Genomic DNA, 26,378 nt, shown 5'->3' with positions numbered 1-26,378 from the left:
TTAATCTTTAATTATAATAAAAGGGTCACAGTTCATTTCGCTTTCATAATGGGTTGTAATATCGATATCAGATCTTGGATAAGCTGCACAAAGAGCAACATATCCTTTAACTATGCAGTCATCATCCAAAAAGGATTGATCGGACTGATCAACGATTCCATCGTTTAATAATGCAACACAAGTTGAACATGCCCCAGCCATACAGGAATAAGGTAAATCAATGCTGCTTTCTAAAGCTGCATCTAAAATGTACTGGTCGTCTGCGCAATCAAATTGAGTATGTAAGCTACTATTGTCTCCAAATATATTATAAGTTACCACATAGACGGCTAACATTCTCGAAAGAACTGTTGACTCACTGGTAGCATCCGTTTTAAAGGTTTTTAAATTTTCTAAGTACTTATCATAGTTATTAACACTACCAAACTTTATCAGAATATTCTCTTTTGATTTATGACTCAACGGTTTGGCAAAAGAATACTTTTCTTCGATATCTGTAAATGTTAATGTGGAAGAAGTATCTTCTGTACACGTAAAACATAAAATTAGAATTGCGAAAACTCCAAAATAGCTTAAATTTTTCATAATAAATTTATTAGATGATTTATATCTCTAAAAATAAGTTTGAATAATAATCACAGATAATGATTACCTTTAATAACTTTCTCTTATTTTAAATTAAATCTGAAAATGCTTTTTATTACTTGATTTTTTATTGAATTTCAACAAATTAAAAAAAAAAAAACAATAACCAAAATATTGAATGTTAAAATTGAGATATCCATCACAATTGAAAATTAATTATATGATAATTTGAACAATGAAATGCCATGATTTTTATCAATGTTATTAAGATTACTTTTAGATTTATCATTATCTTTATTGTTATTGATTTAGGTCATTTAAATTATTAAAAATTTCTTCAATTTTAATTCTTGCAAAGAGTATCGCAGAGAGGTAGCAGAGTTACACTAATATTTATTTTTGCTTTTTTGACAATAATTACAAAACTTAAGTTTAAAGCTAAAGTTATTGTTTGAAAAGTTTCTGCGTCATCAGTGTTATCAATTCTTATCGGCAAACGGGCGTGAGAATTATTCTTTGAGACCTTTGTGCAAAAACTCATTGAACACTATGGTAAAAACACCTGTTAAATAATTTCAATACTTCAATTCATCTTCATGACAAAAATCACCTTAGTTCTGTAGTAAATTTCGTAATTTTGGAGGTATGAGCAATACCATTTCACAGCGTATTTTCGACTTTTTAAAAGACTTTCCGCCTTTTAATTTACTCGGCAGTGAAGACCTCATGACAGTTGCTACTAAATGCGAAGTTAAGTATTTAGAATTAAATGAATTAGTGTTTAACTATAACGATATACTTCACCCCTATTTTTATGTGGTTAAAGATGGTGCTGTTGGACTGTACCGAAACGAACAGCTGGTAGATCATTGTGATGAAGGCGATATCTTTGGGATTAGAGCCATTTTAAGAAATGATGTCTATCGACTGAAAGCATCGGCCATAGAAGAATCAATTATTTATGCCCTTCCGGCGAGTGAATTTCTAAGAATTATACAAGATAATATTGACGTTCATAAATATTTGGCAACCACCTTTGCGTCTAACCTTGCTATTGAAGGTAACCATCCAGATCTTATTGAAATTAAAGATTTTAATATTCCAAACTTTCAGAAAGTTTCCTACAGCGCGCCGGTAATCACCTGCTCAGCTGCACATAGCGTTGCCGAGGCTGCCAAACTAATGACGGTTCATAAGGTAGGTTCTGTTATCATTACGAATGCTCAAAATCATCCTTTAGGAATTATTACCGACAAAGATCTGAGATCGAAAATAGCCACCGGGTTTTTTAAAATCAACGAACCGGTAACTACCATTATGAGTAAACCCGTTTATACATTTTCTGCTCATATTTCAGCCTTAGAAAGCCAAATGACCATGTTGGAAAATGATATTTCGCATTTATGTATTACAGCAGACGGCACCAATAAAAGTGAAGTTTTAGGCATAGTGACTGCTCATGATTTGGTTGTGATTAACAGTAACAATCCGGCCGTATTGTTAAAGCAAATCAAGCGCTCTAATAGCATAGAAGAAATGGCCGGTATTAGGCTAAAATTACAGCTGATTATTGAAAATTATCTAAACAGCAACATTCCCATAGATTTTATATCGGGTATGGTAAGCAGTATTAACAATAACATTACCAAGCGCCTGATAGAACTCACCATCACCAACATGCCTGAGCAACCGCCAACAGCCTTCACTTGGCTGGCTTTGGGAAGTCAGGGTCGCGAAGAGCAACTGTTATTTACAGACCAAGACAATGCACTAATTTTCGAGGATGTTCCCAAAGTGGAGTACCAACGGGTTAAAACCTATTTTTTGGAAATGGCCCAACAGGTCAATAAAGGTTTAGCCATTGTTGGTTTTGAAGAATGTCCGGCAAAAATGATGGCTTCCAATGCACAATGGTGTTTATCTCTTTCTGAATGGCAGGCGCAATTTAAAAACTGGATTACGCAACCGTCGGAAGCATCTGTAATGATGTGCACCATATTTTTCGATTTTAAGCGCATTTATGGCGATGAAGTTTTAGAGCAGCAACTGTCTGAAAGCATTCAAAAGTCAGTAAACCAATTCGATATATTTTTAAACTACCTCGGTTTAAACGCACTTCAAAATCCGCCACCGCTTAGTTTTTTCAGAAAGTTTATTGTTGAAGACAGCGGCGCACACCACGATCAGTTCGATATTAAAGCGCGTGCCATGATGCCTTTGGTAGATGCCGCGAGATTACTGGTACTTGAAAAAGGCGTGAACGATCCAAAAAGTACCATCAAGCGTTTTGAGCTTCTGGCAACTTTAGAACCTCAAAATGAGGTGTTGTATCAATCGTGTAAAGAGGCTTTTAAAACCTTGCTCACTTTTAGAACTCTGGAAGGTCTTAAGAACAATGACAGTGGTAGATTTGTAAATCTGGAATTTTTGAGCAAATCCAACCGACTCGAACTCAAGCAGGCCTTTAAGCCTATAAAAGAAATACAAAATGTTATTCAAATACGCTTTAAACTAGCGCAAATCATGTAATATGTTCAAGTGGTTTCAACATAAAGAATATCCCGATTTCTGGAAAGACTACCAGGCTATCAATAAGTTACCACTACCCCATTCTATTAACGAAACCACCTTTATTGTATTCGATACCGAAACTACCGGACTACAGCCCAAAACAGATAAAATACTATCTATTGGCGCTTTTAAGGTTAAGAACAAAACTATTTTTACTTCGGAAGGATTAGAACTTTACCTTCAACAAGAACATTTTAAAAGAGAAAGCGCCCCTATTCACGGATTGCGAAAATCGGGCAATGAAACGAGATTAACTGAATCTGATGCCATTCAGAAATTTTTAAAATTTATTGAAAACAGTGTACTTGTGGCACACCATGTAGCATTTGATATGGCGATGATAAATGCAGCTTTGGAAAGATTGAATTTACCAAAACTTAAAAATAAATGTATCGATACAGCGCAATTATTTGAGCGCGTTATTCCTTTGAATCGACATCCAAAAAATTTAGGTTTAGATCATCTGGCTAACTTTTTTGGTATTGCTTTACACGACCGCCATACAGCCAATGGCGATGCTTATATCACGGCTTTAATTTTTATTAAACTTTACACCAATTATATACAACACAACAGCTCAAGGCTTAGCGACTTTTTAAAGTCACGAAAGCGCGCAGGTTTGTTGTAAAATTCAATTTATATGACAACAAATTATAATGTAACCATCAACCAGCAAATTAAGCAGCAGATTTCGCATCAATCTGTAGCAGATTTAGATGTGATTCCCGCAGGCAAAAACACGGTACATCTGCTTTACAACAATCAATCGTACCATGTTGAGCTCATAGACAAAAATTACAATCAAAAAACTTACACTTTAAAAGTACAAGGCACCATCTATACGGTACAAATATCCAATGCACTGGACCAACTTATAGAACAAATGGGATTGAGCACGGCCAGCAGTAAAAAAGTTAATCAGATTAAGGCTCCAATGCCCGGACTTATTTTAGATATTTCGGTTAAGGCTGGTGATACCGTTAAAGAAAATGACACCTTGTTAATTTTAGAAGCCATGAAAATGGAAAACAGCATTACTTCTCCTCGCGATGGCGTTATTAAATCGGTTGCTGTTAAAAAAGGTGCAGCCGTAGATAAAAATCAATTATTAATAGAATTTGAATAAAATGAAGAAGATACTAGTAGCCAACCGAGGCGAAATTGCCATAAGAGTCATGCGCACAGCCAAACAAATGGGTATTAAAACGGTAGCCGTTTTTTCTGAAGCCGACCGATATTCGCCACACGTTAAATTTGCAGACGAAGCTGTGTGCATTGGTAAAGCGCCATCGAGCGAATCTTACCTTCGAGGTGATAAAATTATAGAAGTTGCCAAGCAATTGCATGTAGATGGCATTCATCCGGGATACGGATTTTTATCAGAAAATGCCGAATTTGCCGAATTGGTCGAAAAAAACGGCATCACTTTTATTGGTCCGGGCTCAAAGGCCATTCGCGTTATGGGTAGTAAACTCGCTGCCAAAGAAACCGTAAGCCATTATAACATTCCTATGGTTCCGGGAATTGACCGCGCCATTACCGATGTAGAACTGGCTAAAAATATTGCCAACGAGATTGGTTATCCTATATTAATAAAAGCCTCAGCCGGTGGCGGTGGCAAAGGAATGCGTATTGTAAGTCATTCCGATGAACTTGAATCTCAGATGACACGTGCTATCAGCGAAGCCACATCTGCCTTTGGAGACGGTTCGGTTTTTATTGAAAAATACGTCACCTCACCGCGACATATCGAAATTCAAATCATGGCCGATACACATGGCAATGTGCTTTACTTTTTTGAACGCGAATGTAGCATACAAAGACGCCATCAAAAGGTAGTTGAAGAAGCACCATCGTGTGTTTTAACGCCCGAATTACGCGCCAAAATGGGCGAAGCTGCAGTAAACGTAGCCAAATCTTGCGATTATGTTGGCGCCGGAACCGTTGAGTTTTTGATGGATGCCGACCTCAACTTTTATTTCCTTGAAATGAATACGCGCTTGCAGGTAGAACATCCCGTAACCGAACTTATTACCGGTGTTGATCTTGTGGAACTTCAAATTTTGGTTGCGCGGGGCGAAAAACTGCCAATGAAGCAAGAAGACCTTAAAATTAAAGGTCATGCCTTAGAACTTCGGGTTTATGCCGAAGATCCACTTAACGACTTTTTGCCTTCGGTAGGTAATTTAAGTACCTATCGTCTGCCCGTTGGTGAAGGCATTCGGGTAGATAATGGGTTTGAAGAAGGTATGGATATTCCTATTTATTACGACCCCATGTTATCTAAGCTTATCACTTATGGCAGTAATCGCAACGAAGCCATACAGTTGATGAGACAAGCCATCAATAATTATTTGGTTGAAGGTGTGCAAACCACTTTGCCTTTCGGCCGATTTGTTTGCGAACACGAGGCCTTTATTTCAGGTAAATTCGACACACATTTCGTGAAAAATTATTACTCCCCCGAAATGCTGGCTGCACAGCAGGAAAAAGAAGCGCATATTGCTGCTTTAGTGGCGCTTTATCACTACAATAAAGACCGTGAACTTCTAAGATTACCTAACCTCTAAAATCTGTACAATGAATTCTAAAATAGAAACTTTAAAACAAAAACTGGAACTTGCCAGAATAGGTGGCGGTGAAGCGCGTATTCAGCGCCAGCACGACAATAAAAAACTAACCGCTAGAGAGCGCATAGACTATTTTTTAGATGAAGGCACTTTTGAAGAAATTGGCGCCCTGGTTACCCACCGAACCAAAGATTTTGGCATGGAAAACCAAAAGTTCTACGGCGACGGTGTAGTCACCGGTTTTGGCACCGTTAATGGCCGACTCACCTATGTATTTGCGCAGGATTTTACCGTTTTTGGAGGAAGTTTATCTGAAACCCATGCCGAAAAAATTTGTAAAGTCATGGATTTGGCAGTGAAAGTTGGTGCCCCAATAGTTGGTTTAAACGACTCAGGTGGCGCTCGTATACAGGAAGGTGTGCGCTCACTTGGCGGTTATGCAGATATTTTTTATAGAAATGTTCAGGCATCGGGAGTGATACCTCAATTGTCTGCTATTATGGGACCATGTGCCGGAGGCGCCGTGTATTCTCCGGCCATGACAGATTTTACCATAATGGTTGAAAACACCAGTTACATGTTTGTAACCGGACCTAACGTGGTTAAAACAGTTACCAACGAAAATGTAACCAGCGAAGAATTGGGCGGTGCCAGTGTTCACGCCACCAAATCGGGCGTTGCACACGTTACCGAAGCTAATGACGTAGCGTGTTTGGAAAGCCTTAAGCGACTTTTAAGTTATTTGCCTCAAAGCAATCGTGAAACTCCTGTAAAATTAGCGTTTACGCCGGGTGATGAAATTAGAGAGGTTTTGGAAGACATTGTACCCGATAATCCCAATAAACCTTACGATATGCACCAGGTAATTGAAGGTATTATTGATGAAGGTTCGTTTTATGAAATACAAAAAGACTACGCCGAAAATATCATCGTTGGCTTTGCGCGTCTCGGCGGACAAAGCGTTGGCATAGTAGCTAATCAACCCATGTTTTTGGCCGGAGTTTTAGGCGTGAAAAGTTCCAAAAAAGGTGCGCGATTTGTACGATTCTGCGATGCTTTTAATATTCCATTGTTGGTATTGGAAGATGTACCCGGATTTTTACCGGGAACCGACCAGGAATGGAACGGCATCATCACCAACGGCGCCAAACTACTCTACGCTTTTAGTGAAGCCACAGTGCCGCGTGTTACCGTAATTACCAGAAAAGCTTACGGTGGTGCTTATGATGTGATGAACTCTAAACACATTGGTGCCGATATGAATTTTGCATGGCCAACCGCCGAAATTGCTGTGATGGGTGCCAAAGGTGCTGCTGAAATTATCTTCAAAAAAGACATTCAAAGCGCAAAAGATCCTGAAGCAGAGTGGAAAGCCAAAGAAGCCGAGTATGCCGAATTATTTGCCAATCCTTACAGTGCTGCAGAACGCGGATTTATCGACGAAGTTATTGAGCCAAAATATACACGAAGAAAGTTGATTAAAGCGTTCGCTATGCTTCAGAATAAAGAGGTAAACCGTCCTAAGCGCAAACACGGGAATATTCCTTTATAAAATTGATATAAAAAACCCTGCCTTTTCGGTGGGGTTTTTTGTTCATTCATCAATATAGTTTACATCATCAATCTGCAATTTCAGCCAGGTCCAGTCACCTGCAGTTAATTTCCAGGTAGCAGTCATTTTACTAGGTATTTTGATACCTTCAAAAATATTATAATCTTGCACCTTTAAAACCCATTCGTAACGCTGAGAATTGGGATCATTTCCCATAAATCGGAAGGTTGAAAATTGAATAAAATCACCTTCAGAATTAAAGCTAAAAGTGCCACTGACATGTTTTTCCATGTAATTAAGAGTAGCGATGGCAGTTGAATCGTTTACGGATTGCCAACTCACATAGTCGCTTAAAGCCAGTGTTGGAAACCATACCATTTCACCTAAATAACGCTGCATGCTACCTTCACTAATTTTGGGTCCGGTTTCGTTGACAATATTAAACAGTGCATTCAATTTAATGAGCATAGTGCCATTGCCATTTATTAATTTATCTCTGCCGTAAAAATTCAAAAAAGGATTCATTTTAACCTCAACGCTCCAAATGAAAGCCGGTTCTTGTAAATTGCTAATTTGATTAGCATTTGCAGATAGCCATTGCTCTTGATCGGGTTTCATTTTTAATTGCAAGGTCTGCGCGACCTTAGCGCTTGTTGCATATGGCTTATCAACCACGCCGGAGCGGATTAACCATCTTTCTACAGGCAATGGCACTGAATCCAAAGACTGTTTAGTTACGAGCAGATTATTATTTGAAGCAGTTGACTTTAAAATAATTTGACTTTCCTTTTCAACCATAGATTGAAATTGATGCTTTCCAAACGTTACCAATACCACTACCAAAATCATCAAGTTGGCGATGGTGCCGAATTTGGCGTCTTTCCAGAAAAAGATGATTAACAATTGGGAAATCGCAACAGCAACAAAACCAAATATCCATTGATATTTATGGTTGAGCATAAAAGAAATAGCATAAAACAAGAGCAAGACAGTTGCCAAAAGCCAGAATATTCCGGCAGTTTTAGAAATTGGCATGGTTAAGGACTTGACTTCTTTAAATTCAAAACCTTTTACAAAGCCTAAGAGATGTATCGCGGCGTGAATAATAATCACTACAACAAATAAGATTCTCATATTATTTTTATATCTTATTGTCTATTAAAATTTTACCAACTGTAACAAGACCGATTATTAAGATAAAGCCCAAAGAAAGCCTTCTGAACTTAGACTGTGGTATAAAGTTAAGAATTTTTTTACCCAAATACGTACCAATCAACCCTATAATCAGCAAATAAGGTACATATTTCAAATCGTGGGCGTGTATATAACCGTTTTTATAATACACGAACGTTCGTGAAAAATCAATCATAAAATCAATAAACGCCGAGGTGGCCACAAAAACACTCTTTTCCAAATTAAACGCTGCCATGGTAAGGCCTCTAATGGCGCCACCGGTACCGAGAAGACCTGCCGAGAAACCTGAAAAAACCCCACCAAAAATGGCATTTTTGCGGTTTGGAGCAAACTCAAGTTCACTCTTAATTAAAAACAATAAACTAAAGCCTATTAGAAATAATCCCAAAATAATCTCTAATAAAAAACTATCAACATATTTTGACAGGATACCACCAACAATTACGAAAATCACAGAAGGCAACCCAATATTGATAATTAACTGTTTATTAAGTCCCTTCTTGAATAAAAATATCTTACTTAAATTACTGGATAAGTGAAATATAGCAGTGAGACCCAACACAGAATAAAAATCGAAATAAAAATTGCCAAGCGGCACAAAAAATACTGAAGAACCAAAACCGCCAATGGTGCCAATAACTTCAGCTAAAAATGCTAATAGTAAGAATATATAGTTAACGTCTTTCAAGCTTCAGATTCAATGTTTAATTATAATACTCTCTAAATATCAAAAAACACAATGTACTACAAACGACCATATAATCAATGAAATAAGAAATTATATTTTGGTAATTAGGATAACCATCATGATGTTATTGTTGGGTTAAATAGTTAAGGTATTCATCTTGTTGTTCCTTTGATAAATTGGCGTCATTCAAAACTAAATTTTTTAGCAGAATTTTATAGACTTCTGCATTTTCTTGGTCGTCAAGTGCTTTGTAAAGCTCTATCATTTCAATATGTAGATCTTTGCATTTAGGGAAATAAGACAATCCGTAATCCACAAAATCAATAGCGGTCTTAAAATCGCTGTTTTGATATCGGTAATGGTTTAACAACGAATAGATATGTGTTAAATTCGGATTTACCTCAAAACCCAATTCATTTCCAGCAGCATTTAAATCTGTAGCGAAAACTTTAACGGGTTCAGAAATGGCTTCACCTTGAATTTTTACTTGCAACCAAGTATCGAGAACATTGTTATACGATTTAAAAATATCTACCAGTATTTCAGGCACCGGAATCCAGTAATTGGTCATATGGTTGGCGTTGGCTATTTCCTTGTAGCTGGCACTAACCATTTCAGGCAGTATTGTTGTTTGAAGCAGTTGGTTTAATTCGCCAAATTCATTTAAATAGGTACGCTCTTCCAAAGTGGTGCCAGCGTAATAGTAATATTTAAATGGTTGAGAAAAGTTGGCCGGTTCAGATAAAAACTGCCTGAATTGTTGAAGGCTCAAAATTGCATCATCAAAAAATCCGCTCAACGAAATGGCATTATTGACGCGTTTCGGATTATTAGAGCTAAGATAATTCACTAAAAATGCGGTTCTTGAATGACCTATCATTGTGGTATAGGTATGAGCCTTATAGCTGTTTTGCAGTTTGGGCAATAACTCAGAAAATATAAACCTGTTCATGCGTTCAATACCTGAAAGCGAATCATTTGATTTTGTTTGAGTCGATGTAAAATAATAGCGATTATTCATATTAAACGGAATACCAACCACAATACTTTCGGGCATTTGGGTTTCTGAGGTGAGCAAATCAATGGCACTCATAATTTGTGGATAGCTACGACTATGCTGACTGTCTAAAATGATAATCACAGGGAATTTGGTGCTATCTGCAGCGTCAAAATATGCCTCGGGCAGATGAAGGTTTATTGAAATAGGTTCGTTTAAATAACTGGTTTGAAAATCCATTTTATCATCAGAATACAATGAAAATTTCTGTGAAAAACCTGTTGAAATAGTACACAGTAACAATAATGATAAAACTGCGATTTTGTTTCTAAAAATTTTATTCATCAGTTTGATATTTAGATTTCTTTCATTTATTCAAACATTCCTGATTTGGCTAATTGTCTGGCAATTTTTGGAAGCTCATGTGTGTTACCGCTGTCATCGGGTGCCCCAAAAAAGGCAATCACCAAATTTCTGGATGGTGAGATATAAAGTCCTTGACCTCCAAAACCTTCCTTGTAAAAATCACCGTCGTGCATTACCATATCCCATTGGTAAGTATTATGTCTTGGCGCGTCTTGCAAAAGCCTATCCTCCGGCGGCCAGTTTTCAGCGTATATTTCCGAACGACCGTTCTGCTGAATGTTGTTGAGATAACGACTTGAAATAAGACTGTTATTATTTTCAGCATTTAAAAACAAATTTCCAAACCTGGCCAAATCTCTCAAAGTGGAACTCAATCCTGCATGAGCAATGGGCACGCCTTTTTGCTGCGCCATGACAGCACCGGTGTCTGCTCCCATTTTCTGCCAAATTTTAGTTTCGATATTTTTTGCTAATGAGAGATTGGTAACCCTTTCAATCAATTCAGATAAAACAAAGGTGTTAACAGAAGTGTATTCAAACCTCTTTCCTGCAGGTTTTTGCGATTTTAACGATTTGATATGGTCCATGGTATTTTTAGGAGTGGCATCGGTAGCTCTTAAAAAACCTAAGGTGGCCTCATATTGGTAGATGCATTTTTCGGGGTTTTCGTAGGCACCTTCCACAGATTCTAGGCAATCAATCCCCGACGCCATGTCTAAAATATCGAGAACGGCAGCACCCTGCCAACCGCTTCCCTTTAATTCAGGTAAATAAAAATCGATAGGTTTTGAAACATCAATAACACCGCGATCTTCTAAAATGGCAACGAGTGTAGAAATCACAATTTTGGTAACCGACATGTAAACATGTTTTTCTTCAGGAAGCATTCGTGGATAAGCTTCGTAAACAATCGCGTTGTTATGCAATATAATCATGCCATCTACAGGAGCAACATTTACGTAATCTTTTAAAGCTAATTCACCTTTTTCTGAAAGGGTTATAAAATTGGCAATCTCGGGTAGGTATTTTACAGTTAGTGGATTAGAATTTCCTTTTTTATTAATGATGGCATGAGTCCAAAACTCGGTCATATTTAAAAAGGTATATCTTGAGAGTTCTCCACCGTTATCCCAGTTATCCAAATTCCACTGCTGATGAATGGCATCTCTTTGGGGCTTTGTAAAATCGTTATAGTTTTGAGCGTGCATACTACTCATAACCATACAAATCATAAAAAATGATGTATTTACTTTTTTTAAATATGAAAATTTTGAATTTTTTGTCAGGAATAATAACATGGAAGTTATACTAAGGGGTTATAGTAAAGGTTAACAATGTTTAAAGATACAAAAATCTATAAATCAGTACTTAATTTTTAAAAGCGCATATAATTATATATTCAGACTGACCTAAAATAAATTAACAATGATATATTAATTCTAAAACATGACTTTACCTTCCCAATTTCAAAATTTTTAAAGCACCGATAATTACTACTACAAAAACAATAGTGCCAACAATTAAATCTGGTTTATTTGATTCCAACCAAAACACCAGTAAACCTGCCGTAATTACGCCAATGTTTATAATTACATCGTTGGATGTGAAAATCATACTGGCTTTCATGTGCGCTTCTTCTTTACTTTTTGACTTTTGAAACAAATACAAACAATAGCCATTAGCAACAAGTGCGCAAATTGACACCACTATCATGACAGAAAAATTTGGCATTTGCTCTGACCCAAAAAAACGTCGCAGTACTTCACCAAAACCGATTAAAGCCAGAATGATTTGAAAATATCCGGCAATGGTGGCGATGGTTTTTTTCTTAACAATCGATTTTCCTACTGCAAACAAACTTATGGCATAAACAAAACTATCGGCCAACATATCTAAACTATCGGCCACAAGACCCATAGATTTATATAGAAGTCCGGCAATAATTTCAACAATAAAAAATGTGAAATTAATGGCTAAAACGGTCCAAAGTAGTTGTCGTTGCTGGTTGCTTTCCTCAAATGCAACAATGTCGCTGTTAACAGTACTTACATGTTTTGCTCCTAAATTAAGATTGCTTAATGCCGATGTGATGAGCTGAACTTCTCCCGTGTGGTAAACTTTTAACTCTCTTTTTGCAAGATCAAAATCTAAATGTTGAATTCCCTCGATAGCAGATAACTGCATTCTGATTAGATTTTCTTCAGAAGGGCAATCCATTTGAGAGATGCTAAAAAGTGATTGATTCATAAAAATATTCAGGTAGATTTAAACCTGCTGTAAATCAAACCTAAGGCGCCAATTAATGCAAGTAATAATGGCAAAGCGCCGGGTTCATCTTCTATTAATATCATGTAAACCAGCAAAACCAGTCCTAAAATAAGTATAACAGCAAACAATAATTTTAATCTGTTTTTCTTTAACAAGGTAATTTGATTTAAGCCACGATCCACTGTTACGAATATAGTGAAACTCGCAATATAACCTTCATCATTTAAATCTATCTTTTAACGTTGACTGACATGTTATGTTGCTGCATAAGGCATCAATTGCATTAACAGTTTAAAAGGTTTAGATGATAAATCTCTAAGTAATATCTATTTCTTAAATTATGATTATGAATAATTTAAAGACAACTAAAATTCATAAATAAGACTAGTAGTTATCTTGTCTCAAATCTTGCTTAATTGAAATTTTTGAAATGACTTTACTGTTAATATTATGATAAAAAGCTAATTATGTTTAATTATTTGGTACTTTTATCAAACAAAATAGATTCAATTATGAAATCAATGTTGGTTAAAACAAGCGTCATACTTCTTGTTTGGTTCAGTTTTTTTTCAGCTAATGCCCAAGAATTTCAAGGACAAGCCATTTATTTGACCAAATCGAGATTAGAGTTGGGAAATTTTGGAGCAACCATGACCGATGGACAGAAAAAGCAAATAGAGGAGCGCTTAAAAAACAGGTTACAAAAAACCTACGTATTAAACTTTAGCAAAGAAGCGTCGTTTACCAAAGAAGAGGAGAAACTTGACGCTATTTCGGGGGCTACCGATTCTTGGGGGAAAAACTTTTCGCCTGGTGACCAGTATAAAAATATCAAAGAACAAACAGTTACACAAAGCCAGGAGTTTTACGGTAAAAAGTTTTTAGTTAAAGATAAGTTACCAAATTTTAATTGGGTAATGGGCACGGAATCAAAACAAGTAGGAAACTACATGTGTTTTAAAGCTACGGCAATGATACCAAAATCTGAATTAACCTGGTATGATTTTTCATGGAGCGATTTAAGAAATACTGATAATACTGAATCATCGGAAGAGGCCAAAGAAACAGAAGAACCCATGATTGAGGTGGAAGCTTGGTATACCCCTCAAATTCCTGTTAGCCAAGGACCACTTGAGTACTGGGGTTTACCGGGACTTATTTTAGAAGTTAGCACAGGAAATACAACTATTTTATGCTCTAAGATTGTAATTAATCCACAAACCAAATTAGTAATAGAAGCTCCGGAAAAAGGCAAAGAAATTAATAAAACAGACTACAGAGAAACCATTCAAATTAAAATGGTTGAAATGCGCGATAACCGCATGGGAAGAGGACGCGGATAATATTTATGTTAAGCTACAACATCAAATATTTAAATTTACTGATGTATTATAAGATTTAGCAAGTCTTTGATAAACTATTTAACACAATTGTTATTGTAATAATCGACAACCTGAAAAACTTGATTGAGTTGTTTTTGCTGAATTTTTTGTGCTAAACTAGGACAGCCGTTAAAATAACTGGATAATACTTTCCTTTTTAATCCAAATAAACCTTGGGTAGCTCTGATAAAAAATTGGTCTTTTTCTTTTTTAAGTAAATCCATAGACATTAACAAAGACTCACCTTGCTCCCACCATTCTAATTGATAATAACTTAAAGTACCTTTACTCATAACCTTCAAAAAATAATAGCCGCCATTTTTATCATCAATTTCGTACCTGGGATTCAATAAAACCAAGCTTTCTGACTCTTGATTTAACCAAAAACCTTCGTAAATAAAATTATTAGTGCTGAACGCTACCACTTGATCTCTTTTATATCTTTTTTGTTTACCAAGTGCATTTGTCAATCTTATTTTATTCAAATATTTATAATTTACACCGGTATCTTTTTTATATTCAATCTTGCCATAAAGCGTATCGCCGGTTTTCAACACCAGGTAATCTAAAGCATCATAAGATTGAGCAAAGCTGCCAATTGAGGTGTACAGACTTATTATCAGTACGCTTTTAAAAATCATATTTCCAGTCATTCTTAAAATCTTGAATTAAAATTAAGCATTTTATCAAATGATGATGCAGATTTTAAATAATGGTAGATGCTCATTCTCTAACTGTTTTAAATAAGTTTAAAATTTTATTTTTAATCTTTTTAAACCATTCAAATTTAATAGTAGTGCTTTCGCCATAATTTTTATCTCCTATTAAAAGTCCTATTGGTTGTAGTTCCTTATAATTTTCGCAAACCACCTTAAACATCGCCGTGTAAGGCAAAAATAAAATCATGCCTGCAATGCCCCAAACCGAAGCACCAATGATTAAACATAATATCGCTGCAAACGGATTTATTTTTACATGATTTCCAATAATTTTCGGACTTAAAAAGTTATCGGTTATTATTTGTACAAACCAAAACAAAATACCAATAGAAAATAAAACCCATAAAGACTCATTAGATGCAAAAGCGTGCAGCATGGGGATAATGGCTCCTGAAACAGTTCCCACATATGGAACAATAGATAACATTGCTCCTAAAAAACCAAAAAGAAACGGACTATCAATACCTATAATCCACAAGCCTATAGAATTTGCTAATCCTATAATTAATAACACTGTTAACATTCCGCCTAGATATTTTTGACCTACCTGTTGTATGGACTTATACATGGCTACTACCGAAGTTTTATTTTCTTGTGAAGAAAAAGCACTCAACGCAATGATAAGTCCATTTCGGTACAATAAAATTAAAAAGGTGAAAATTATGGTTAGGGTTAAACCGGCAATAAAGGCCGTAGTATTTGTAAAAGTCTTTTCTATAATGGCACCGGAAGACTCAAACAGCCAATCTTTGGTACTGTTAAATATTTGATCTTCGTCTATTTCTTTAGAGAAACTACTATGATCGTTAATATAAATACTAAGTTTAGCAAAAGCATTGATGATTTTGTCGTTAAATTTTGAAAACTCTTGTGATAGTAACATTAATTGTGACGAAAACAAATAAATAACTCCGCCCAACAACAATATGACTGAGATGATTGAAATAAAAGCCGACAAAATATCATTTAAACCCCATTTTTGAAACTTTTTCACCATTGGGTATAAAATAAAGGCAAACAATAAGGCAAAAGCTAAAGGTATGAGTATTGATTTAGCCAGAATTAAAATTGCAAACAGTCCAAAAACTGTCGCAACCGAAAAAAAAAGTTTCTGAATTGAAAGATTCATAAGAGTCATTTATGTTGTTATACCGGAGCTTTTTTTTATTTTATTGCTATGTTTTGACCGTTTAATGCCATTCAACCTGCATATATTTTGATTTTGCGTTATAACTTCTAATTAATTTATTAAAGTTTGTTGTTACAAATAAACATTCATACTAATGTTTACAAGTTTAATTATTTAAAATCTTTTTAGCTCTTTCTTCAAGATCATCAAGATCATTCTTTTCTTTTATGGTTTGTTTACCAACTGTTAAAATCATTTCAGCATGCTTGATCAGTGCTTTTTTATGACTTTTAGTTTTTGTGAATTTTAAAATTGTGATTTGCGCCTCCATCAGTCTTATGATAACAGCTGTGCTTCCGGTTGAAAATTGTCTAATTTGATTAAACGCTGCATCTAAAACCCCTTCAAAATCTAAATTTTCGGCAATTACTCTTAGTTGTTTTGATTGGTCGTAACGGTACTTTGAAGGAAACTGGGCTTCGGCTAAATAGCACATTACTGCTGTTAGATGATCAACACAAGAAATGGCTGTATAGGGATCGTTCACACCGGTTGAAAGTGCTCTGGCAGCAATTTCAACCATTTGATGAATGGAAAATTCAATGTCTTGCTGCGATGTTTTTGTTTTACCAATAACAAATTGACCTATAAGTTGATTAATGGCATTTTCTTCCCACAACTCATGCGAATGAATTACACCAATTTCAAGATCTTTAACGAAAAAATCGCCCGTTTTATAATTTATCTCTATTAGCGAATCATGTTTTTCAACAATCTTTAAAAGTGCCTGATTGTCTATATTTTGCAAATAACCACTTTTGGGTGATTTAAGAATAGTACTATGTTTATATTGTGAAATAATTTTGGCAGTATCTATAAACATATCTTCGTTCATGTACTCTCCAATTTTATCAGGAAAAAGATTCTTAACTTGATTTTCTATAAAATTTGAAATATCCGACACTACTCGATCTGCCTGTATGCTAATGGCAATTTGATGAATAAATATAATCAACAAAATAATATTGAATACAGTTGCTAATATGGCTACAAATATTGAAATTGTCGGAATGAAGGTATAATTTTCATTGTCTTTAATAGCATTCAATACCAGCAAACAGTACAAATAGGTAGAAACATACGACCCTAAAACTATTTGATTGAGCTTAACATACATAAAGTTTTTGATAAGTCTCGGACCAAATTGCGAAGAGGCCAAGGTTAAGGCAACCAATGTCACGGAAAAAACAGTACCTGCAACGCCTATCATTGCCCCTGAAATAGTTGTTAGAATACTTCGAGCTGAATCTGAACTATTCACCAAAAAAAATCGCAACCATCCTTCAAAGGAAATATTGATGTTATTATCCAAGGAAACCAGACCAACGGATAAAAAAATTGAAAAAGAAATGATAAGCATTGGTAAAAACCAGAAAGTAGCCTTTAGCTGTTTCCAATAAAATAGCAATTTTTTCATCCGGGAATATTTTTATGATTCAAAATTGTTTAAATCGATACTAACAGTTGGTTTTATTTTTAAATATTCCATAACGATGTAACATACGTTCTAAATATTGCGACATTATAAAACAGGACCTTCAACTAACTTTGCAGGTCCTGTGGTACTAAATTAAGAAAATACAGAAGTTATATTCTTAAAACCTTCTTTAAAAGAATCTGATGCCTCTGAAAAGGCGACTTTGGCTTCTTCCCACTTATCTTCTGAGCTATTTTGCAAATCTTCGTATTTGTTTTCCAATTCAGATTTTTTAAGTTCCAAATCATGTAGTGATTCGTTGAATTGCGACTTAACATCCTGCTTAACCGATTCTTTTTGAGCTTTAAGCTCATTTATTTTTGCTGAAATTTCATCGATTTTTTGACTTGCTTTGGCTTTAAATTCTTGTTTATTCATTTTTATATATTTAAAAGTTAATAATTGTTTTTAGTAAAAAGTTATTTCATTAAATGAAGGTAACCTATAACAGTACTTCATAATCTTAATTTAATATGCTCATTAAGATTTTATGAGTATAACTCTCGATATCTCTACGCCTTCGGGTAAACAATTACCCTCATTAGTTTCTGCTGTAATAAAAACTTCAACAGGTTTATAAGGAAATGAGGCTTTATAAGTTGCCTTCACTGCGTTTTCTTGAGTAAAATGACCTACGTTTCGCACAACACCTGCCTCAGAAACTGCCCATATTACATAAATACTTTTGGGTGGTTCTAAACGTTCAGGGGCTGCCAAATTGTTGGCTTCAAGAGTAACCAAATAATTAGGTTTACCTTGTTTTGTAACTTTAGCGGTAATATCTGCCGCTGGGGTTACTTCAGATACAGGAAACTTAATAGTTTCTGCACAAGACGTCATGAACATCATCACGACCACAAAAGCAAAAAAATTTATTGTTTTCATTGATATCATATTTTTTATAAAACAAAAGATTCTTACGCCCTTTAACACCCATAATTATGAGGTATTAACAAACTTATTTGAATGTTTATTTAATGGCTTGTAGGAGGTCTTTGCATCAGTTGAATGTTAGTAAATTATAAACAATTACCACATTATTAAGATTTTGACTTGATGCTTTGGTTTGATTTTCGAAAATCAATTAACCCAATATAAATATTGGTATGTTAAACATTCAATACTTGTAAAGTTAATGAAAATATAATTAATAATGAAGCATTTAACTGTAAAATATTTATTGATTTGATGTTTTATTAAAATTTAACCAATGATGAAAACGCCTAAACTAACAACATATTTAGTTTAGATATGAGACTAAAAACTTGGACAGGTATTAAAGTGCTTTAGTTCTGCTAGGTTGTTAGCATAGTTTTCGAGTTGATTGAATCCTTCATGTTTATGAAGGCTGAAATTTTAAAGTTAATTAGTCCTGCTTTGGGATTGTTTTGAATTTGTAAGTGAATGTCTCAGCTATACGTAGTGAGGGATTTGAAAGTGTTTCACACTGTCCATTTACCGATTAGCTTGTTTTATGTTCATACTTACATTTTAGTACTTTAGTTTGAGTTAAGTATAAACATATTTGCTCGGATCAAGCCGCTTTTTTAAAAATACACCAAAGCCTGAGTAAAATAATTCTCGAACAAAACCCAAACAAAACCCATTAAAAAAACAGAAGTTGTGTATCAAATTGTTTCAAACTAAGTTAAACAGTATTAAAACTTTTCAATTGATTTTACAAATCCGATAGTCATCCTGACCAAGTTTGGTATTTTTAATTTGGAGTACTTAAATCTATAGTACCTACCCTTTATTATCAGTATTTTCGTAATTTTGAAAGGTTAAAAACAAATCATGCAGTTTCAACATCCCGAACTACTATACGCGCTACTTTTACTGCTCATTCCAATAATTATTCACCTGTTTCAGTTGCGAAGATTTAAAAAGGTAGCCTTTACCAATGTTAAGTTTTTGAAGGCGCTTGAAATGCAAACACGTAAAAGTTCGCAGCTAAAAAAATGGCTTGTTTTATTAACCCGTATGGGACTTCTGGCCTGCATTGTTCTGGCATTTGCGCAACCCTTTACCAACAACATCAACAACTTTAAAACAGTACAGGAAACGGTTATTTACTTAGATAATTCGTTCAGCATGGAGGCCAAAGGCAGCAATGGCTCTTTGCTCAATACCGCCATTACCGAACTAATCAATACCATACCTGAAGATCAAGTTATCTCGCTGTTTACCAACGATAAAACCTTTACCAATACCAGCTTAAAAGCCATTAAAAACGAGTTGATAGACATCAATTTCAGCACCCAACAATTACCATATAATGCTGCTATTCTTAACGCCGAGAGAATGTTTAGCAATCAAACCGATACTAGTAAAAACCTGGTAATTATCTCAGATTTTCAGCAGCAAAATGACCCTTTTAAAATTGAAAATCTAAACGATATTAACATTAACCTGGTGCAATTAAAACCACAGGAAAGCAGCAACGTTAGCATTGATAGTGTTGCCATTGATAAAACCAATCTAGACAATCACGAATTACAAGTGTTCATGAGCCGGCAAGGCAAAGCTTATATCGAAATTGCGGTGGCCCTATACAACTTCAACGACTTGGTGGCAAAAACGGCCATTAATTTTGAAGACAACAACAGCGTTAGTTTTACAATACCGGCCAACCAAAAATTTAATGGCAAACTTCAAATTGAAGATGACTACCTGAGTTTTGACAACAACTTCTACTTCAATATCAATAGCAACAAAACAATAAAAGTGTTGGCCGTTAATCAAACCGATGATGCCTTCCTGTATAAATTATATAATGGTGAAGACTTCGATTTTAAATCGTTTCAGCTCGATAATTTAAACTACAATCTAATTGCTGATCAAAATTTAATTGTGCTTAACGAACTGCCCAACATCCCAAATAACCTAATTAGTTCACTTAAAAGTTTTCGTGACAATGGCGGACATTTGGTAGTTATACCTTCTGAAAACGCCGATGTAATTCAATATAATAACTTGCTCAACAATCTTAACGCACCTACATATACAGACAAATTCGAAATTGATAAACGCATTTCAAACATCAACTTTTCGCATCCTTTATTAGAAGGCGTATTCGATAAAACGGTTGATAACTTTCAATACCCAAAAGTTAACAGCTACTTTAAAAAAGTGTCTAATACCAATGCTATTTTGAGTTATGAAGATAACAGCGCATTTTTATCGGTGGTCAACAATGTCTATGTGTTTTCTGCAGCACTCAACGATGGGCAATCTAATTTTAAACAATCGCCGCTTATTGTACCCATATTTTACAACATGGCAGTGCAAAGCTTACAGCTGCCGCAGCTTTACTACAACATTGGCAACACCAATATAATTGATATAGATGTAAGTATTGGTGGTGACGATATTATCACATTAAAAAATGCCGAATCGTCTGTAATACCCCTGCAACAGGTATTCAACAATAAGGTGCAAATTACCACTAATGAATTTCCTGAAACATCGGGTATTGTTGATGTTCTTTTAAAAGAAAATTTGCTGGGACACTTGAGTTATAATTACAACCGCAGCGAGAGCCAACTCAACTACCAAGATGTTCAAAATACTGTTGGTGCCAATTATTTTAATAATGTAGTCAATGCCATTAACAGCGTAAAAAGTGCGGGCGAGATAAACGGTTTATGGAAATGGTTTGTTATTTTTGCCCTGTGCTTCTTATTAATTGAAATGCTGATCTTAAAATTTTTTAAATGAATATCTTAATAAAGTCGGCCACCATCATTGATCACAACAGTAAATTTAACGGTGAAACAGTTGATATTTTAATTGAAAACAAACGCATTAATAAGATAGCTAAGTCTATTGAAAACACCCAAAACTACCCGGTTGTAGCCTTAGAAAATTTGCATGTGTCAACCGGCTGGTTCGACAGCAGTGTGAGTTTTGGAGAACCCGGATATGAAGAACGCGAAACCCTTGCCAACGGATTAAAAACTGCGGCATTGTCAGGTTTTACGGCAGTGGCGGTTAATGCCAACACCAATCCGGTAATAGACAGTAAAGCCGATATCAATTATTTAAAGCAGCAAGCTAAAAATCAACCGGTAACCTTACTGCCTGTTGGTGCTTTAACCAAAGAAAGCAAGGGTACCGATTTGGCCGAAATGTTTGACATGCACAATGCCGGCGCTGTAGCATTTTACGACTATCAAAAGCCGATAGCCAACCCAAATTTGTTTAAAATTGCACTGCAATACGCCGATACCTTTGGCGGTTTGGTATGCGATTTTTCGCAAGAATCAAAAATTGCAGGTAGCGGTATGATGCACGAACATATTGCCAGTACACACCTGGGGTTAAAAGGTATTCCGGCATTAGCCGAATCACTTCAAATAGCCCGAAACTTACATATTTTAGAGTACACAGGCGGAAAACTGCACATTCCAACCATTTCAAGCGCCGAGTCTGTAGCGCTGATTAGAGCTGCCAAACAAAAGGGTATGGATGTAACCTGCAGCGTGGCCATACACAACCTCTTACTAACCGATGACTTGTTAAAAGATTTCAATACCAATTACAAATTACTACCGCCGTTGCGCACCCAAACCGATTTAGACGCCTTAATTGAAGGGCTAAACGATGGTACCATAGACATGGTTTGCACAGACCACAACCCCATTGATATAGAGCATAAAAATGTAGAATTTGATCACGCCATGTTTGGAAGTATTGGCTTAGAAAGTGCTTTTGGAGCCTTGAATAGAATATATTCAACTGAGCAAACCGTTAAATTACTCACGGCCGGAAAATTGAGGTTTGGCTTCAACCACAATACCATCAACGAAGGAGAGTCGGCCGATTTAAGTTTCTTTAACCCCGATAAATCTTATACATTTACCGAAAAGAAGATTTTATCAACCTCTAAAAACACCTGTTTTTTAAATGAAACTTTAATAGGCGAAGCCTACGGTATTTACGCGAACGGTTACTTATTAATCAAACAAAGTTAAAAATGGATACTGTTATAAAAGAAGGAAAAACACTGGCCATCATTTGTTATTTCACCTTTATAGGTTTACTCATAGGGATTACAATGAACATGGAAAAACGCAACGAATTTGTGTTTTTTCACGCCCGCCAAATGATCGGACTTTTAATCATGCTGGCCGTTTCTAACATTACCGAAAAATACGTAGACTCTATTTTTGGCACTGTGTTGTATTTTATCACGGTTGCAGCCTGGTTTCATAGTTTATTGGGTGCCGTAAGAGGTCAATATCGGCTTATTCCCTATCTCGGACCCAAATTTCAAGAATGGTTTAAAACCTTAAAATAAAATGCCTAAACAACTCAGTTTACCCCATAATTACAGACCATCACATCTTCAAAGTAATGCACCGCTTATCATCATGTGCCACGGTTACGGCAGCGACGAAAATGATTTGTTCAGTTTTGCAGGCGAATTAGATGAGCGCTATTGTATTGTGTCGTTAAGAGCACCATTTGGTATGGCGCCATTTGGCAATGCCTGGTACGAAATTAATTTTGATGCAGAACAAGGCAAGTGGAGTAACAATGAGCAGGCAGCAACTTCAAGAGATTTAATTGCCAAATGTATTGATGAGGCTGTTGAAGCCTACAATTGTAATGCCAACAACGTTACTTTACTTGGCTTCAGCCAAGGCTGTATTTTAAGCCTCGCTGTAGCCTTATCTTACCCCGAAAAAGTAAAAAATGTGATCGCCTTAAGCGGCTATGTGAATACTGCCATTCTTCCTGAAGATTTAATAGCCAAGTCATATGATAAACTCCATATTTTTTGTTCTCACGGATCTTCAGATCAGGTAATACCTGTGGAATGGGCGAGAAAAACATCGCCTTTTTTAGAATCCCTAAAAATCAACCACGTATACAAAGAGTACCCGGTTGGTCATGGTGTGGCACCTTCCAATTTTTTCGACTTTAAAAAATGGCTTGAGCAGTATACTTAGAAAGCACCAGTATACAAAATGTAATCTTTTAATTCAAAGCTAACGGCTACGCCATCTATTTGATAGTTTAAGAACAATTCGCCCCAAAACTTCCCATCGGTAAAATTGGCCAGTACCCATTTGTGATTGACCACACGTATCTGATTGATCATCATTTTATTATCGGTAGTAGATAAATACGGGATGTACGGATGTTCTTCGCCTTCGTAAGTATTGGTACTGTATAAGGCATCGGTTACCAAATCTTCTATTTTATCGAGTTCAATTCCCGTATCGTAGTAATAATTTTGGGCATCACCGTTATTGGTAATCTTAAACAAGGTTAAATCGTAGTTTTTATCATATAGGCTTTGCACCGAATCAGACAAGATTTCAATTTTTGTTTGTTGTTTGTTGATCTTAGCTTCATAACTGTCTAATATATTTTTTGAATTCATGTACTGAAAGACAATCAGCAACAAGGAAAAAATAAACAGATACATAAAAATTCTACTTTTCATAATGTAATGTTATATCGTGATTTGAAGGTTATCGTATGCCAGATAAATGTTTTCGGGCAGGCGTTGTTGTACCTCATCGTGAAAACCTAATAAATGACTTATATGGGTTAAATATGCGCGTTGGGGGTTTACCTGCTTTATAAATGCCAGTGCTTCTTCCAAATTAAAATGAGACATATGCGGTTCTTCTCTTAAAGCATTAATAACCAAAACTTTTATGTTTTTAATTTTAGCAATTTCTTCCGGTTCTACTGTTTTCATATCGGTTAAATAAGCAAAATCTTTAAACCTAAAACCAAAGACTTGCATAGAATAGTGCATACCATTAACAGGTGTCACATCAATATTTCCCAAACTAAATGGGACATTGTTTTTTATTGTATTCTTAATGACCGCAGGCGCACCGGGATATCTGTTAACGGTTTCAAAAATATAGTCAAACCGTTGTTCTAACTGTTGAAAAACACGTTCATGTGCATATATTGGCAATGGTCCCTGCCTGTAATTAAAAGGTCTGATATCGTCCAGTCCCGCGGTATGGTCGGCGTGTTCATGGGTAAATACAATACCGTCAATTTTAGTGCAGCCACAATTGAGCATTTGTTGTCTAAAATCAGGTCCGCAATCTACCACATAGGCAAAATTGTCCCATTCTACCAGCACCGATACGCGTAATCTTTTATCTTTTGGATTCTTGCTTAAACAAACCGGATGTGTACTTCCAATAACGGGAATACCTTGTGATGTTCCGGTACCTAAAAATGTTACTTTCAATGCTGTTAACTTTGTGCAAAAATAAGGTTTAAATTTTGAATGCGTCGTTTATTTGATATCTTTGCAACATGGTAGAAAAGAGAGATTCATCAACAGAAATCATCATCAAAGGTGATACTTTAATTGAAACCATTCCTTCAATTAAAGACAAGGCACTCCGTATTAATCTTAACAAGAATATCTACGGAACATTTTCCGAAATTGGTGCAGGACAAGAGACGGTTAGACAATTTTTTAGAGCTGGTGGTGCTTCAGGAACCATAGCAAAAGCCATGTCGGCTTATGATAAGTCTTTTAGTGACGCTATTTACGGCGTTGAAGCAGACAGACGTTACGTTACCGAAGCCCGGTTGCGAAAAATGCTTAACCATGAAATTAAACTTATTGAAGAGCGCATTGACCGCAGCGAAAATCCCAATAGAATCTTCTTTTCTTATGCAAATACTGTTGCTACCATAGACTTTGCCAAGAAATTTAAGGGACATGGCTGGGTAGGTATTAAATACCAATTGGAGCCAAATCAGCCCTACAACGAAATTGTACTGCACATCAGGTTTAAAGAAAACGATGCCAGATTGCAGCAAGAAACATTAGGCACTTTGGGAACCAACCTTATTTACGGTGCTTTTTATAAACACAATCAGCCGCGCAAACTGTTGAGATATTTATACGATCATCTCGATAAAGACCAGTTAGAAATTGATACTATTAATTTTACAGGTCCGGCATTTACCGATATCGACAACCGTTTAATGAGTTTGCAATTGGTTAAAAATGGTATGACCGATGCGGTAATGTTTGCCCCCGATGGCAATAATGTACTTCCTGCAGCTGTGCTGTACAAAAAAAATATTTTGGCCTTACGCGGTAGTTTTAGACCGGTAACTAAAGTTAACGTAGACATGTTCGAAAAAAGTTACGACATGTTTATCAAAGAAAATAAAGTAGATAAGGCACGAACCCAAGTGGTATTTGAAATAACCTTGTCTAACCTTCGCGCCGAGGGTGAAATTGACGAGCAAGATTTTATGGATCGGGCTAGACTACTCTGTTCTTTAGGGCAAACAGTACTGATATCAAACTTTCAAGAATATTATAAATTAGTTGAATACTTTTCGCAATACACCAAAGAGCGCATGGGCTTGACCATGGGCGTCAACAATTTGGTTGATATATTCGACGAAAAATACTACCGTCACTTAAGCGGAGGTATTTTAGAAGCTTTTGGTAAGTTATTTTACAAGGATTTACGCGTGTATCTGTATCCGATGTTAAATGACGATGGCAGTATTACCAACAGCGAAAACCTGAAGGTACATCCGCGAATGAAAGAGTTGTACAAGTTCTTTAAATACAACGGAAAAGTAGTAGACATCACCGAATTTGACGAGAAAAATTTAAAGGTATTCTCCAGAGAAGTCCTTAAAATGATCAATGAAGGACAACAAGGTTGGGAAGAAATGCTGCCTAAGGTAGTAGCCAACCTCATCAAAGAAAAATCACTATTTGGTTATGAGGCTGAAGAAGTGATGCATTAACAACCCTAATTACTATAAATAGAAAAACGAGGATCTTTTAAAATCCTCGTT

At 35.7% G+C, this 26,378-nt stretch carries 25 protein-coding genes; 11 read left to right on the top strand and 14 right to left on the bottom strand.

Annotation, left to right across the window (positions count from 1 at the left end; translation table 11 throughout):
• Positions 1-585, bottom strand: a complete 585-nt coding sequence (locus FJ651_RS15885) for a 2Fe-2S iron-sulfur cluster-binding protein (RefSeq protein ID WP_317130889.1) — start codon at positions 583-585, stop codon at positions 1-3.
• Positions 586-1,230: 645 nt separating this feature from the next.
• On the opposite strand from FJ651_RS15885, the gene FJ651_RS12945 reads away from it, so the two are divergent.
• From FJ651_RS12945 to FJ651_RS12925, 5 genes are read left to right on the top strand one after another with little or no spacing between them, the layout of a single operon-like run.
• The gene (locus tag FJ651_RS12945; protein ID WP_140990958.1) at positions 1,231-3,114 is read left to right on the top strand and encodes a DUF294 nucleotidyltransferase-like domain-containing protein; all 1,884 of its coding nucleotides are present in this window, start codon (positions 1,231-1,233) and stop codon (positions 3,112-3,114) included.
• Position 3,115: 1 nt separating this feature from the next.
• Positions 3,116-3,784 carry a 3'-5' exonuclease gene (locus FJ651_RS12940; RefSeq protein ID WP_140990957.1) on the top strand — a complete coding sequence of 223 codons (669 nt, stop codon included), beginning with the start codon at positions 3,116-3,118 and terminating at the stop codon, positions 3,782-3,784.
• A gap of 12 nt (positions 3,785-3,796) precedes the next feature.
• Positions 3,797-4,282: an acetyl-CoA carboxylase biotin carboxyl carrier protein subunit gene (locus FJ651_RS12935; protein ID WP_140990956.1), complete on the top strand. Its 486-nt coding sequence runs from the start codon at positions 3,797-3,799 to the stop codon at positions 4,280-4,282.
• A gap of 1 nt (position 4,283) precedes the next feature.
• Entirely contained in the window at positions 4,284-5,726 is a 1,443-nt protein-coding gene (accC, locus tag FJ651_RS12930) for an acetyl-CoA carboxylase biotin carboxylase subunit (RefSeq protein WP_140990955.1), read from the top strand.
• A gap of 10 nt (positions 5,727-5,736) precedes the next feature.
• Positions 5,737-7,278 carry an acyl-CoA carboxylase subunit beta gene (locus tag FJ651_RS12925; protein WP_140990954.1) on the top strand — a complete coding sequence of 514 codons (1,542 nt, stop codon included), beginning with the start codon at positions 5,737-5,739 and terminating at the stop codon, positions 7,276-7,278.
• 42 nt (positions 7,279-7,320) lie between these two features.
• Here the strand turns inward: FJ651_RS12925 and FJ651_RS12920 are convergent, their stop codons facing one another.
• The 6 genes from FJ651_RS12920 to FJ651_RS15765 all read right to left on the bottom strand — a co-directional run bounded on the left by FJ651_RS12920 (position 7,321) and on the right by FJ651_RS15765 (position 12,946).
• On the bottom strand, positions 7,321-8,412 hold the full coding sequence (locus tag FJ651_RS12920; RefSeq protein ID WP_140990953.1) for a DUF6544 family protein: 1,092 nt from the start codon (positions 8,410-8,412) through the stop codon (positions 7,321-7,323).
• Positions 8,413-8,419: 7 nt separating this feature from the next.
• A complete protein-coding gene (locus FJ651_RS12915) occupies positions 8,420-9,160 on the bottom strand; it encodes a sulfite exporter TauE/SafE family protein (RefSeq protein ID WP_140990952.1) in 741 nt (246 codons plus the stop codon).
• Between the two features lie 124 nt (positions 9,161-9,284).
• The gene (locus FJ651_RS12910) at positions 9,285-10,502 is read right to left on the bottom strand and encodes an alpha/beta hydrolase-fold protein (protein ID WP_140990951.1); all 1,218 of its coding nucleotides are present in this window, start codon (positions 10,500-10,502) and stop codon (positions 9,285-9,287) included.
• Positions 10,503-10,528: 26 nt separating this feature from the next.
• Positions 10,529-11,755: a serine hydrolase domain-containing protein gene (locus FJ651_RS12905; protein WP_216746149.1), complete on the bottom strand. Its 1,227-nt coding sequence runs from the start codon at positions 11,753-11,755 to the stop codon at positions 10,529-10,531.
• 220 nt (positions 11,756-11,975) lie between these two features.
• Entirely contained in the window at positions 11,976-12,770 is a 795-nt protein-coding gene (locus FJ651_RS12900) for a cation transporter (protein ID WP_140990949.1), read from the bottom strand.
• An 8-nt stretch (positions 12,771-12,778) separates the two neighbouring features.
• A complete protein-coding gene (locus FJ651_RS15765; protein ID WP_216746148.1) occupies positions 12,779-12,946 on the bottom strand; it encodes a hypothetical protein in 168 nt (55 codons plus the stop codon).
• Between the two features lie 357 nt (positions 12,947-13,303).
• Here FJ651_RS15765 and FJ651_RS12895 point away from each other — a divergent pair, with 357 nt between their 5' ends.
• Complete coding sequence (locus tag FJ651_RS12895; RefSeq protein WP_140990948.1) at positions 13,304-14,134, top strand: GLPGLI family protein; 831 nt, start codon at positions 13,304-13,306, stop codon at positions 14,132-14,134.
• A gap of 74 nt (positions 14,135-14,208) precedes the next feature.
• On the opposite strand, the gene FJ651_RS12890 is transcribed toward FJ651_RS12895, so the two are convergent.
• The 5 genes from FJ651_RS12890 to FJ651_RS12870 form a co-directional block, all read right to left on the bottom strand.
• On the bottom strand, positions 14,209-14,826 hold the full coding sequence (locus FJ651_RS12890; protein ID WP_140990947.1) for a hypothetical protein: 618 nt from the start codon (positions 14,824-14,826) through the stop codon (positions 14,209-14,211).
• Positions 14,827-14,896: 70 nt separating this feature from the next.
• A complete protein-coding gene (locus tag FJ651_RS12885) occupies positions 14,897-16,021 on the bottom strand; it encodes an AI-2E family transporter (protein WP_140990946.1) in 1,125 nt (374 codons plus the stop codon).
• A gap of 166 nt (positions 16,022-16,187) precedes the next feature.
• Positions 16,188-17,498 carry a DUF2254 domain-containing protein gene (locus FJ651_RS12880; protein WP_140990945.1) on the bottom strand — a complete coding sequence of 437 codons (1,311 nt, stop codon included), beginning with the start codon at positions 17,496-17,498 and terminating at the stop codon, positions 16,188-16,190.
• Between the two features lie 153 nt (positions 17,499-17,651).
• Positions 17,652-17,936, bottom strand: a complete 285-nt coding sequence (locus FJ651_RS12875) for a sll1863 family stress response protein (protein WP_140990944.1) — start codon at positions 17,934-17,936, stop codon at positions 17,652-17,654.
• Positions 17,937-18,038: 102 nt separating this feature from the next.
• Entirely contained in the window at positions 18,039-18,443 is a 405-nt protein-coding gene (locus FJ651_RS12870; RefSeq protein ID WP_140990943.1) for a hypothetical protein, read from the bottom strand.
• A 912-nt stretch (positions 18,444-19,355) separates the two neighbouring features.
• Between FJ651_RS12870 and FJ651_RS12865 the strand changes: the two genes are divergently transcribed.
• From FJ651_RS12865 to FJ651_RS12850, 4 genes are read left to right on the top strand one after another with little or no spacing between them, the layout of a single operon-like run.
• Positions 19,356-21,278, top strand: a complete 1,923-nt coding sequence (locus tag FJ651_RS12865) for a BatA domain-containing protein (RefSeq protein ID WP_140990942.1) — start codon at positions 19,356-19,358, stop codon at positions 21,276-21,278.
• Positions 21,275-22,534, top strand: coding sequence for a dihydroorotase (locus FJ651_RS12860; RefSeq protein WP_140990941.1), 1,260 nt, complete (start codon positions 21,275-21,277; stop codon positions 22,532-22,534). The genes FJ651_RS12865 and FJ651_RS12860 overlap by 4 nt, the downstream gene beginning before the upstream one ends.
• Before the next feature lie 2 nt (positions 22,535-22,536).
• Positions 22,537-22,860, top strand: coding sequence for a hypothetical protein (locus tag FJ651_RS12855; RefSeq protein ID WP_140990940.1), 324 nt, complete (start codon positions 22,537-22,539; stop codon positions 22,858-22,860).
• Between the two features lies 1 nt (position 22,861).
• Complete coding sequence (locus FJ651_RS12850) at positions 22,862-23,515, top strand: alpha/beta hydrolase (RefSeq protein WP_140990939.1); 654 nt, start codon at positions 22,862-22,864, stop codon at positions 23,513-23,515.
• On the opposite strand, the gene FJ651_RS12845 is transcribed toward FJ651_RS12850, so the two are convergent.
• Positions 23,512-24,015, bottom strand: a complete 504-nt coding sequence (locus FJ651_RS12845; RefSeq protein ID WP_140990938.1) for a hydrolase — start codon at positions 24,013-24,015, stop codon at positions 23,512-23,514. The two genes, FJ651_RS12850 and FJ651_RS12845, sit on opposite strands and share 4 nt — an antisense overlap.
• 9 nt (positions 24,016-24,024) lie before the next feature.
• On the bottom strand, positions 24,025-24,789 hold the full coding sequence (locus FJ651_RS12840; protein WP_140990937.1) for an MBL fold metallo-hydrolase: 765 nt from the start codon (positions 24,787-24,789) through the stop codon (positions 24,025-24,027).
• A gap of 68 nt (positions 24,790-24,857) precedes the next feature.
• On the opposite strand from FJ651_RS12840, the gene FJ651_RS12835 reads away from it, so the two are divergent.
• A complete protein-coding gene (locus tag FJ651_RS12835; protein WP_140990936.1) occupies positions 24,858-26,327 on the top strand; it encodes a TonB-dependent receptor in 1,470 nt (489 codons plus the stop codon).
• Positions 26,328-26,378 lie beyond the last annotated feature (51 nt).

It is taken from the genome of Paucihalobacter ruber (assembly GCF_006494535.1).
Lineage (GTDB): Bacteria > Bacteroidota > Bacteroidia > Flavobacteriales > Flavobacteriaceae > Paucihalobacter > Paucihalobacter ruber.
Note: the sequence above shows the minus strand (reverse complement) of the source record. Positions and strands in the feature narration are given on the sequence as shown.

What these genes read in the sequence shown, in the direction of transcription:
- FJ651_RS12850 (WP_140990939.1), top strand. Translation starts at nt 22,862, where the DNA reads ATGCCTAAACAACTCAGTTTACCCCATAATTACAGACCATCACATCTT.
- FJ651_RS12875 (WP_140990944.1), bottom strand. Translation starts at nt 17,936, where the DNA reads ATGAATAAACAAGAATTTAAAGCCAAAGCAAGTCAAAAAATCGATGAA.
- FJ651_RS12920 (WP_140990953.1), bottom strand. Translation starts at nt 8,412, where the DNA reads ATGAGAATCTTATTTGTTGTAGTGATTATTATTCACGCCGCGATACAT.
- FJ651_RS12860 (WP_140990941.1), top strand. Translation starts at nt 21,275, where the DNA reads ATGAATATCTTAATAAAGTCGGCCACCATCATTGATCACAACAGTAAA.
- FJ651_RS12910 (WP_140990951.1), bottom strand. Translation starts at nt 10,502, where the DNA reads ATGAATAAAATTTTTAGAAACAAAATCGCAGTTTTATCATTATTGTTA.
- FJ651_RS12900 (WP_140990949.1), bottom strand. Translation starts at nt 12,770, where the DNA reads ATGAATCAATCACTTTTTAGCATCTCTCAAATGGATTGCCCTTCTGAA.
- FJ651_RS15885 (WP_317130889.1), bottom strand. Translation starts at nt 585, where the DNA reads ATGAAAAATTTAAGCTATTTTGGAGTTTTCGCAATTCTAATTTTATGT.
- FJ651_RS12945 (WP_140990958.1), top strand. Translation starts at nt 1,231, where the DNA reads ATGAGCAATACCATTTCACAGCGTATTTTCGACTTTTTAAAAGACTTT.
- FJ651_RS12940 (WP_140990957.1), top strand. Translation starts at nt 3,116, where the DNA reads ATGTTCAAGTGGTTTCAACATAAAGAATATCCCGATTTCTGGAAAGAC.
- FJ651_RS12890 (WP_140990947.1), bottom strand. Translation starts at nt 14,826, where the DNA reads ATGACTGGAAATATGATTTTTAAAAGCGTACTGATAATAAGTCTGTAC.
- FJ651_RS12865 (WP_140990942.1), top strand. Translation starts at nt 19,356, where the DNA reads ATGCAGTTTCAACATCCCGAACTACTATACGCGCTACTTTTACTGCTC.
- FJ651_RS12845 (WP_140990938.1), bottom strand. Translation starts at nt 24,015, where the DNA reads ATGAAAAGTAGAATTTTTATGTATCTGTTTATTTTTTCCTTGTTGCTG.
- FJ651_RS12880 (WP_140990945.1), bottom strand. Translation starts at nt 17,498, where the DNA reads ATGAAAAAATTGCTATTTTATTGGAAACAGCTAAAGGCTACTTTCTGG.
- accC (WP_140990955.1), top strand. Translation starts at nt 4,284, where the DNA reads ATGAAGAAGATACTAGTAGCCAACCGAGGCGAAATTGCCATAAGAGTC.
- FJ651_RS12885 (WP_140990946.1), bottom strand. Translation starts at nt 16,021, where the DNA reads ATGAATCTTTCAATTCAGAAACTTTTTTTTTCGGTTGCGACAGTTTTT.
- FJ651_RS12835 (WP_140990936.1), top strand. Translation starts at nt 24,858, where the DNA reads ATGGTAGAAAAGAGAGATTCATCAACAGAAATCATCATCAAAGGTGAT.
- FJ651_RS12895 (WP_140990948.1), top strand. Translation starts at nt 13,304, where the DNA reads ATGAAATCAATGTTGGTTAAAACAAGCGTCATACTTCTTGTTTGGTTC.
- FJ651_RS12935 (WP_140990956.1), top strand. Translation starts at nt 3,797, where the DNA reads ATGACAACAAATTATAATGTAACCATCAACCAGCAAATTAAGCAGCAG.
- FJ651_RS12905 (WP_216746149.1), bottom strand. Translation starts at nt 11,755, where the DNA reads ATGATTTGTATGGTTATGAGTAGTATGCACGCTCAAAACTATAACGAT.
- FJ651_RS12925 (WP_140990954.1), top strand. Translation starts at nt 5,737, where the DNA reads ATGAATTCTAAAATAGAAACTTTAAAACAAAAACTGGAACTTGCCAGA.
- FJ651_RS12870 (WP_140990943.1), bottom strand. Translation starts at nt 18,443, where the DNA reads ATGAAAACAATAAATTTTTTTGCTTTTGTGGTCGTGATGATGTTCATG.
- FJ651_RS12855 (WP_140990940.1), top strand. Translation starts at nt 22,537, where the DNA reads ATGGATACTGTTATAAAAGAAGGAAAAACACTGGCCATCATTTGTTAT.